The sequence below is a fragment of the Alkalisalibacterium limincola genome (assembly GCF_008017755.1).
GTDB lineage: Bacteria > Pseudomonadota > Gammaproteobacteria > Xanthomonadales > Xanthomonadaceae > Alkalisalibacterium > Alkalisalibacterium limincola.
The window spans coordinates 1-1258 of sequence record NZ_VRTS01000019.1 but is presented as its reverse complement, the minus strand read 5'-3'; the positions used below and the strand labels follow the sequence as shown (position 1 = coordinate 1258).

Below are 1258 nucleotides of genomic sequence, written 5' to 3'. Positions count from 1 at the left end.
GGTAGTTCCTCCGCTTTAGTGGACACCCTGATCTAACTTCAGGAGTGTCTTTCATGGCCAAGCCAGGTCCACGAACCACGTACCGCTACACCGCTTCGTTCAAGGCCACCGCCGTGCGGTTGAGCCAACTTCCCGGCGTCCGCGTCCAGGACGTGGCCGAGTCGCTTTACATCCACCCCTTCATGCTGTCTCGTTGGCGAAAACACGCACGCGAGGGCCTGATCGTGACCAAAGGTGTCGAGGTGGACAAGGCGGTGGCGGCCGAGCTCAAGGCGCTGCGCCAGGTGAAGAAGCAGTACGAGCAGCTCAAGGTCGAGCACGACCTTTTAAAAAAAGCCATCGCGTTCACTTCCAGTCCAAGGCCGACATCTTCGCCTTCATCGCGCACCACCAAGCCGCCGCGTCGGTGAGCGTGATGTGCCGGCTGCATGGGGTGAGCACTTCAGGCTTCTACGCCTGGCGGGACCGGCCGCCGAGCGCCCGAGCGCTGGGCGACGCCCAGGTGCTGGCGAAGATCCGCGCTGTCCACGCCGACAGCCAGCAAACCTACGGCAGCCCTCGCGTCCACGCCGCGCTGCGGCGTGAGGGCCAGTGCATTGGCCGGCGCCGGGTGGAGCGCCTGATGCGCGAGGCCAGTGTCCGCGCGTGCTCGGCGAGCCTGTACCGGCGACTGCCGGGGCTGACGCGCTTCATTGCCAGCGTGGAGAGCAAGGCCCACCAGGTCCAGACCAGCGGCGTCGATCAGGTCTGGGTAGCCGACGTCACCTACCTCAGGATGCGGGGGCAGTGGCGCTACCTGGCCACCGTGATGGACCGCCATTCGCGACGGCTGCTCGGCTGGGCGCTGGGATCGGATCGCACCGCATCGCTGACCCGTCGGGCGCTGGCCTCGGCCGTGCGGACGCGGCCACCTCAGGCCGGGACGGTGCTGCACAGCGACCGAGGCGCGGAGTTCCTGGCGCGCCCCTTCCGACGCCAGCTGGCCCGCTTTGGGCTGACTCAATCGGCCAACCGCCGCGGGCGCATGAACGACAACGCCCACATGGAGTCGTGGAACAAATCACTGAAATCAGACATGTACCACCGGCGCAGTTTCGACACCGACAGCCAGCTAAGACTGGCCGTTCGCGACTACGTCGACTTCTACAACCACCGGCGCCTACACTCCGCCCTGGGATACCAATCTCCGGCCGAGTACGAGCAATGCGCCTAACCCGAGAGTGTCCACTTTTGCGTAGGAAGTCCCAACCGCTGCGCG

At 65.7% G+C, this 1258-nt stretch carries 2 protein-coding genes; both read left to right on the top strand.

Annotated elements, in window-relative coordinates; genetic code table 11:
- Positions 1-53 precede the first annotated feature (53 nt).
- Complete coding sequence (locus FU658_RS14190; RefSeq protein WP_147892674.1) at positions 54-410, top strand: transposase; 357 nt, start codon at positions 54-56, stop codon at positions 408-410.
- Positions 368-1213, top strand: coding sequence for an IS3 family transposase (locus tag FU658_RS14185; RefSeq protein ID WP_255505632.1), 846 nt, complete (start codon positions 368-370; stop codon positions 1211-1213). The genes FU658_RS14190 and FU658_RS14185 overlap by 43 nt, the downstream gene beginning before the upstream one ends.
- The last annotated feature ends 45 nt before the right edge of the window (positions 1214-1258 follow it).